This is a genomic window from Nocardioides sp. (genome assembly GCF_004803405.1).
Taxonomy (GTDB): domain Bacteria; phylum Actinomycetota; class Actinomycetes; order Propionibacteriales; family Nocardioidaceae; genus Nocardioides; species Nocardioides vastitatis.
The window spans coordinates 1-7,472 of the sequence record NZ_SSXI01000296.1; the positions used below are offsets into that span (position 1 = coordinate 1).

Annotated in this window: 8 protein-coding genes; 6 read left to right on the forward strand and 2 right to left on the reverse strand. The window is 71.2% G+C overall.

What is annotated here, in order from left to right:
- Nucleotides 1–107: 107 nt before the first annotated feature.
- Nucleotides 108–890 (forward strand): flotillin domain-containing protein, encoded by a 783-nt coding sequence (locus tag E7Z54_RS20685; protein WP_240769816.1) that lies wholly within the window; start codon nucleotides 108–110, stop codon nucleotides 888–890.
- 21 nt (nucleotides 891–911) lie between these two features.
- Here the strand turns inward: E7Z54_RS20685 and E7Z54_RS20690 are convergent, their stop codons facing one another.
- Nucleotides 912–1,595 (reverse strand): response regulator transcription factor, encoded by a 684-nt coding sequence (locus E7Z54_RS20690; RefSeq protein WP_136436628.1) that lies wholly within the window; start codon nucleotides 1,593–1,595, stop codon nucleotides 912–914.
- Nucleotides 1,592–2,914 carry a sensor histidine kinase gene (locus E7Z54_RS20695; protein WP_136436629.1) on the reverse strand — a complete coding sequence of 441 codons (1,323 nt, stop codon included), beginning with the start codon at nucleotides 2,912–2,914 and terminating at the stop codon, nucleotides 1,592–1,594. Before E7Z54_RS20695 ends, E7Z54_RS20690 begins: the two co-directional genes overlap by 4 nt.
- A gap of 177 nt (nucleotides 2,915–3,091) precedes the next feature.
- Here E7Z54_RS20695 and E7Z54_RS20700 point away from each other — a divergent pair, with 177 nt between their 5' ends.
- From E7Z54_RS20700 to E7Z54_RS20720, 5 genes are all read left to right on the forward strand, one after another.
- Nucleotides 3,092–3,409, forward strand: coding sequence for a hypothetical protein (locus E7Z54_RS20700; protein ID WP_136436630.1), 318 nt, complete (start codon nucleotides 3,092–3,094; stop codon nucleotides 3,407–3,409).
- Entirely contained in the window at nucleotides 3,396–4,730 is a 1,335-nt protein-coding gene (locus tag E7Z54_RS20705) for a cytochrome P450 (protein WP_206056436.1), read from the forward strand. The genes E7Z54_RS20700 and E7Z54_RS20705 overlap by 14 nt, the downstream gene beginning before the upstream one ends.
- A gap of 163 nt (nucleotides 4,731–4,893) precedes the next feature.
- A complete protein-coding gene (locus E7Z54_RS20710) occupies nucleotides 4,894–6,480 on the forward strand; it encodes a fatty acid desaturase (protein WP_136436632.1) in 1,587 nt (528 codons plus the stop codon).
- Nucleotides 6,477–6,671 carry a ferredoxin gene (locus tag E7Z54_RS20715; protein WP_136436633.1) on the forward strand — a complete coding sequence of 65 codons (195 nt, stop codon included), beginning with the start codon at nucleotides 6,477–6,479 and terminating at the stop codon, nucleotides 6,669–6,671. The genes E7Z54_RS20710 and E7Z54_RS20715 overlap by 4 nt, the downstream gene beginning before the upstream one ends.
- A 65-nt stretch (nucleotides 6,672–6,736) precedes the next feature.
- Complete coding sequence (locus E7Z54_RS20720; protein WP_136436634.1) at nucleotides 6,737–7,351, forward strand: TetR/AcrR family transcriptional regulator; 615 nt, start codon at nucleotides 6,737–6,739, stop codon at nucleotides 7,349–7,351.
- The last annotated feature ends 121 nt before the right edge of the window (nucleotides 7,352–7,472 follow it).

A 7,472-nucleotide genomic window follows, 5' to 3' on the forward strand; every position in this document is an offset into this window, starting at 1 on the left:
CCGCGCACCGGAACCGGAGCGCGCGACCCCCGGTTGAGGGACATCGGGGTGGCGCCATCCCCGCGGCTGGATACGATGCCCTCCCGCCCCCGGCCCTCGGAGCCTCCGTGACGTTCTTCCTCGCACTCGGCATCGCCGGGATCGTCCTCGTGCTGCTCTCGCTGGTGGTGGGCGACCTGCTGGACGGGATGCTGGACGCGCTCGAAGCCGACTGGATCTCGACCGCCGTGATCGGCGGGTTCGTCTCCGCGTTCGGCTTCGGTGGCGCTGCCGCCGACGGCGCCGGGTTGCCGTGGCCGCTCGCTCTGGTCATCGGTGGCGCTGCCGGCGTAGCGGTCGGGTCCTTCGCGTGGTGGCTGACCGGTCTGGTCAAGGACGGGCCGAGCGACGGAACCGTCTCGATCGCCGACAGCGTCGGCCAGGTCGGACGGGTGCTCACCGACATCCCCAACGAGGGGTTCGGCGTGGTCCGGGTCGCCGAGGCCGACGCCACCCGTGCCGAGGGTGAGGCACAGGCGGCCGCGACCCTCGCCGTCGGCCAGGCCGAGGCCGAGGCGATGGACAAGCGCGCCGAGGCGTTCGCCCACTACAACGACGCCGCCGTGCTGCAGATGCTGATCGAGGTGCTGCCGCAGATCGCCAAGGAGGTCGCCGCGCCGATCAGCGCCATCGACCAGCTGACGATCCTCTCCAGCGACGGAGCCGGCGCGCTCCCCCGGCAAGTGACCGACAACGTCACCCAGACCCTGCAGATGCTCAAGACGACGACCGGGTTGGACCTCGAGTCGCTCATCCACCGATCCGTGGAGCGGGCCGCCTCCGGAATGGGGGCCGTCGCCGGACCGAACGGTGACACCCCGGCGGAGGCCGCGGGCGACGCGACCCCCTGAGGTCACCTGGCCGTCAGGGACTCAGGAGGTCGCCGGGCTGACCAGTCCGTGGTCGTACGCGTAGACGATCGCCGCCGGCCGGTCCCGGAGGTTCAGCTTGGTGAAGATCCGGCCGACGTGGCTCTTCACGGTGAGCTCGGAGATGACCAGCTCGGCGGCGATCTCCCCGTTGCTGCGGCCCAGCGCCATCGCCCGCAGCACCTCGAGCTCCCGCGCGGTCAGCTGCGTGGTCGCGGGATCGGTGGTCACCGGTGCCGGGGCAAAGGACCGGAACCGGCTCAACACGCGCCCGGTCACGGCCGGGTCCAGCCAGCTGCCGCCGGTCGCGACCGTGCGCACGGCGCGGATCAGGTCGTCTGCGGAGGAGTCCTTCAGCAGGAAGCCTGCGGCGCCCGCGCGCAGCGCGCCCGAGAGCATCTCGTCGTCGTCGAACGTGGTCAGCACCAGCACCGGAGGGCCGTCCGGCCGCGCGAGGATCCGGCCGGTCGCGGTGATGCCGTCGACCTCCCGCATCCGCAGATCCATCACGACGACGTCGACGCCGTCGCTGTCGAGCGCTGCCGGGACCTCGGAGCCGTCGCCGCACTCGGCGACGATCTCGAACCCGTCCCGTCGCCGGAGGATCCGCCTGAGGCCCGAGCGCACGAGCTCCTGGTCGTCGACGAGGAGGACCCGCACGGGTGCGGGGGCAGCACCGGCGGTCACGGGCGCGCCCCGCGGGGGCGCGTGGCTGGGGCGGCGGTGAGACCGGCGACGCCGGGAAGAGCGAAGCGGTGACCGCAGGGCAGCTCGATCCGACCGTCCCTGCGGTCTCCCGGACGCTGGTCACCGAGCCGAGCGTCCACGACCCATTCGGAGCCCTCGGGGCCGGCGTCCAGGGTCGCCCCCATCTGCGCCGCACGCGCCTGCATGCCGGCGAGCCCGGAGCCGAGGCCGTCGCCCCGGGGCCGCGCTGCGCTCAGAGGGTTGCGCACCTCGAGCCGCGCACCGTTCGCGGTCACGTGCAGCCGCATCCGGGCAGTGCCGCGATCGCCGTGCCGCGCGACGTTCGCCAGGGACTCCTGCGCGATCCGGTAGAGGCCCAGGCCGCTGGCAGCCGGGAGGACGCCGGGATCGCCCTGCTCGTCGTACTCCACGTGGAGGCCGGCGACATCCATCTCCCGCACCAGGCCGGCGATGTCGGTCGCGCCCGGCAGGGGCTGTCGAACGCTCGCGCCGTCGGCCATCGCACTGACGGTGCGACGGATGTCCGTCATCGCCCGGCGGCCGACCAGCTCGGCGTCGGCCAGTGCGGCGTCGACCTCGGCGACCGCCTCGGCGACCTCCGACTCGCACCCGGCGTCACGGACGTCGTGCAGCGCGTGACGGGCGCCGGTGACGTGGAGCAGGGAGACGCTGAGCGAGTGCGCGACCAGGTCATGGATCTCGCGGGCGATCCGCTCCCGCTCGGCGGTGGTCGCTCGGTCCCAGGCCCGCTCCCGCGCGTCCCGCTCCGCGGTGAGCGCCCGCATCTGCCACAGCAGCATGGCGCCGACCACGAACCCCAGCAGGACGGTGAGGGCGTGCAGGCCCGCGCCGGTCAGCTGCCACTGCCACGCCGCGATGGCGATCAGGGCCGCGGAGACCACTCCGACCGCACCGCCCTCACGGATGCCGTCGCGGGCGGTCGTCGTGGCGGTCGCGAACATCAGCAGTGCGGGCGCTGCGTCCATCGGCCGCAACTCGGGGACCGCCGGACTGGCCAGGAGCATGCCGGCGGCGACCACCGCGCCGAGGGAGTCGAGGTACCACGGGAGCCAGCGCCCCAGGCCGATCTGGACGAACGGCGCGACGAGGACGAGCGGCAGGGTGAGGGCGAGCAGGTGCGCCGGCGACAGGGCCTCGCGCATCCCGAGGGCGAGGACCACGCAGACGACCTGTCCGACGAAGCAGGTGACCGGCACCCACCACGGGTAGATCATCTGGCGGCGCGCGAGGGAGTCCTCGATGCGCTCGCGCACCAAGTAGAGGCTCTCGCGCAGCATGCTCCCCACCCTAGGGACACGCGGGCCTGCGGTCATCCCGCTCCGGGAGGTCGTCCCGCTCCTACCCAGGTAGGAGCCGGAGTGCGTCCCGCCGCCCGATGCCGGCGGCCCGGCGAGTCCGTAGCGTCAGTGGTCCAGGGAAGGCCGACCGGCCACCCCCGAGCCGAGCGAAGGCCGGTGAGCACGATGACATGGGACGAGACGCACCGCCGCTGGAAGGCCCTTCGAACCATCGAGGAGCAGCTCTCGAGCAGCCAGTCGCTCGAGCTGCCCTGGACCGAGGAGTACGCCGAGCTCTTCGGCGACCGGGCCGGACTGGTGGCCGCGCTGCGGTATCGCTGGCAGCTCGCCGTGAACGCCCAGCTCGACACCCACCTGCCCGAGCAGGTGCTCGAGGAGCAGCGCCGGCGCCTGGAGGAGCGGGCGCGCGGGGTCCGCCGCCTGCTGGAGCGGTACTCCGAGGGCGACGAGGCCGCGCATCGTGTGGTCGCCTGACGCCGCCCGGTCGTTCGTGACCTGGACGTTGGCCCACGGGATCCAGCGTCGACTGATCCTGCGGAGCGCCCGGCGCGGCGACCTGCTGAGTCGCCTCTCGATCGATCCTGCGGTGGCGGCCGACCCGTTCCCGTCGTACGACCTGCTGCGTGCGCAGGGCCCCCTGGTCGGCAATGGGTTCATCCACGGCACCGCGACGCACGCCGTCGGTGACGAGATCCTGCGCAGTGACGCGTTCGGGACCGGAGGCGGACACGCCGAGCTGCCGGGCCCGCTGCGGCGGCTGCACGACCGGATCGCCGATCCGGACGCGCTCGGCCCGGTCGACCCGCCGTCGATGCTGGTGGTCGACCCGCCGCACCACACCCGGCTGCGCAAGCAGGTGGCGCGGGCGTTCACCGCCCGCAGGGTCGGCCGGATGGCCGACCGGGTCGAGTCCGTCGCCGGCTCCCTGCTGGATGCTCTCGAGGGCGATGCGGACTTCGACCTCGTGGAGCGCTACGCGTCGTTGCTGCCGGTCGCAGTGATCGCCGACCTGCTCGGTGTCCCCGAGCGGGACCACCGCCGGCTGCTCGAGCTCGGCAACCAGGCGGCGGTGACGCTCGACCCCGCCCTCACCTGGCGGCAGTACCAGCGGGCCGAGGCCGCGCTCCGGGACATGCACCGGTGGTTCGCCGACCACGTCTCGCGGCTCGCCCGCGACCCGGGAGAGGACCTGCTCAGCCAGCTCCTGCTGCTGGAGGGCACCGACCGGCTCACCAGGACCGAGCTGCACCAGGTCGGCCTCCTCGTGCTCGGAGCGGGGTTCGAGACCACGGTCAACCTGATCGGCAACGCCGTCGCACTGTTGGACGGCCACCCGGACCAACTGCGCTGGCTGCAGGACAACCCGGATGGCTGGCCGAACGCCGTCGAGGAGGTGCTGCGCCACCAGTCGCCCGTACAGATGACGATGCGCGCCGCGCTGCGCGACGTCGAGGTCGCCGGCGTCCACCTGGCGCAGGGGGAGGCGGCGCTCGTCTTCCTCGGCGGTGCCAACCGCGACCCGGACGTGTTCTCCGACCCCGAGCGGTTCGACGTCACCCGTACCAACGCGGCCGACCATCTGGGGTTCGCCGCCGGTGTCCACTTCTGTCTCGGCGCCAGCCTCGCCCGCCTGGAGGCGGCGGTCGCCCTGCGCACGCTGTACGAGCGGCACCCGGGCCTCCGGATCGCCGGCCGCACGGAGCGCCGCGGCACCCGGGTGCTCCGCGGCTTCGAGCGGCTCCCGGTGAGCACGTCCGCGGGGACGGGGATGCAGGAATCACCGGTTAACCGGTGATTCCTGCACTTCCCGGCCATTGCAACGGCCGAGAAGTGCCAGGAAACCTCCGACCACGCGGCGAATGTGACCACCGTCGCTTTACAACAGCACAGGTCTTGTCAAACCGCTTTACAAGTTCTACCGTCTTGTCAAACGACAGGTGAGCGGAAGGCGGAGATCGATGACGACCTCGAGCGCGGGGGCCACCCCGGACGCGTACGGCCACACGGTCCCGGAGGGATCGACGGAGACGTGGAAGGACAAGAAGCGCTATCTCTGGCTGCTCGGCCTGGCCGTGCCCGGCTTCGGCGTCCTCGCGGTGGTCGGCTATGCCTACACCGACTGGTGGATCTGGCTGCTGGTCGGACCCATCCTGATCAACGCGCTGATCCCGGTCCTCGACCTGGCATTCGGCGTCGACCCGTCCAACCCGCCGGACGACGTGATCGAGCAGCTCGAGAACGACCGGTACTACCGGTGGGTGATCTTCGCCTACCTGCCGCTGCAGTTCTTCATCCTGTTCTCGGTGATGCACATGCTCGCCTACGGCAACCCGATCGCCGCGCTCACCGACCTCCTCGGCATCACGAACTGGGTGGCCGACACGTTCGGCGCGGACCTGGTCCGCCCGATGACCGAGAACGGCAGCTCCGACCTGACCTGGTGGGAGAAGCTCTTCCTCACGATCTCGGTCGCCGGGGTGATGGGCATCGGCATCAACACCGCCCACGAGCTCGGCCACAAGAAGGAGTCGGTCGAGCGCTGGCTCTCGAAGATCGCGCTGGCCCCGACCTTCTACGGCCACTTCTACATCGAGCACAACCGTGGCCACCACGTCCGGGTCGCTACCCCCGAGGACCCCGCGTCGAGCCGCCTGGGTGAATCCTTCTGGGCGTTCTGGCCGCGCACCGTCTCGGGCTCGCTCAAGAGTGCGTGGGAGGTGGAGGCCAAGCGCTACAAACGCAAGGGCACCCACCCGTTCCACCTCGGCAACGACGTGCTCAACGCCTGGCTGATGTCGGTCGTGCTGTACGGCGCCATCGTCGCGATCTACGGCTGGCAGGTGATCCCGTACTGCCTGGTGATCATCGTCTTCGGCTTCTCCCTGCTGGAGATCATCAACTACCTCGAGCACTACGGCATGAAGCGTCAGAAGGTCGGCGAGAAGCAGCGGTACGAGCGGGTCCTGCCGATGCACTCCTGGAACTCGAACAACATCGTGACCAACGTCTTCCTCTACCACCTGCAGCGCCACAGCGACCACCACGCCAACCCCACCCGGCGCTACCAGACGCTGCGCGACTTCAAGGAGTCCCCGGCACTCCCCACCGGCTACGCCGGCATGCTCACCCTGGCCCTGGTGCCGCCGCTGTGGCGCAAGGTGATGGACCATCGCGTCGTGGCGCACCTCGACGGCGACGTCACCCTGGCCAACATCGCGCCGGGCAAGGAGGAGAAGTACCTCCGCAGGTTCCCGCCGCCCGTGGAGCACCAGGTGAGCGCCGAGGACGTGTGGGCACAGAGGTACGACGGCGAGGTCCTCGCCGCGAAGTGCCCGGGCTGCAGCTACACCTACGAGGTCGCGGCGGGCGACGAGCACGAGGGCTTCCCCGCCGGCACGGCGTGGAACGAGATCCCCGACGACTGGACCTGCCCCGACTGCGGTGTCCGGGACAAGATCGACTTCATCCCGTTCGACCCGGAGAAGGTGGGGCTGGAGACGGGCGCCGGCGGCCTCTCCTCGACCACCGGAGAGGCGCGGTCATGAGGATCGTCGCCGACCGCCACCGGTGCGAGGGCCTCGGCATGTGCGAGGCGATGGCCAACGACTACTTCGAGGTGGACGAGGACGAGGAGCTGGTCCAGGTCCTCCAGGACACACCTCCCGAGGAGGACCGGGCACACGTCTACGCTGCTGTGCAGGCCTGCCCGGTGCTCGCACTGACGCTGGAGGGCTGAGCACACTGACACGAGTGGGGTCGGGCCCCGGCTCGGCCCCACTCACACAGACAGGACGGCAAGGGATGGCGATCATCGCAGGGCTCGCCGCACTGTTGCGGGACAAGGCGTCTCCCGAGGCGGGCAGCACCCTGCGCGACCGACTCGTCGACGCCGCCGTACGCCTCACCACCGAGCAGGGCTGGGCGAAGGTCACCATGGCCCGCCTCGCCGACGAGGTCGGCGTCAGCCGACAGACCGTCTACAACGAGATCGGCACCAAGAAGGACCTCGCCGAGGCGATGGTCCTGCGCGAGCTCAACCGGTTCCTCGCCGGCGTGTCCCAGTCCTTCGACGAGAACCCCGACGACCTGATCGCCGCGATCCGTGCCTCCGCGCGCCGGGTCCTGACCTACGCCCAGGACAACGCCCTGCTCCACGCCGTCGTCTCGGCCACGCACGGCGCCGACACCGAGCTCCTGCCGCTGCTGACCACCCACTCCGAGTACCTCCTCGAGGGGGCCAAGCTCGTGGTCGCGGAACGGGTGGTGTCCTACGACATCGGCCTGTCGACGGAGCGTCTCGAGGCGAGCATCGACATGGTGGTCCGGCTCGTCCTCAGCCACGTCATGCAGCCTTCCGCCGAGCCGGCCCGGACCGCCGACGACATCGCCTGGATCGCGCAGCGCGTCCTGCGCTGAGGCACTACTCTCGGTGCTCGGGAGGGAAGTTCGATGGGGTTTGCGCGAGGACGCGCGCGGCTCACGGCTGGCCTGGCAGGCGCCGTGGCCGCGTCCGTGCTGCCCGCCTGCAGCGCGCCGG

What these genes read in the sequence shown, in the direction of transcription:
- E7Z54_RS20695 (WP_136436629.1), bottom strand. Translation starts at nt 2,914, where the DNA reads ATGCTGCGCGAGAGCCTCTACTTGGTGCGCGAGCGCATCGAGGACTCC.
- E7Z54_RS20720 (WP_136436634.1), top strand. Translation starts at nt 6,737, where the DNA reads ATGGCGATCATCGCAGGGCTCGCCGCACTGTTGCGGGACAAGGCGTCT.
- E7Z54_RS20710 (WP_136436632.1), top strand. Translation starts at nt 4,894, where the DNA reads ATGACGACCTCGAGCGCGGGGGCCACCCCGGACGCGTACGGCCACACG.
- E7Z54_RS20715 (WP_136436633.1), top strand. Translation starts at nt 6,477, where the DNA reads ATGAGGATCGTCGCCGACCGCCACCGGTGCGAGGGCCTCGGCATGTGC.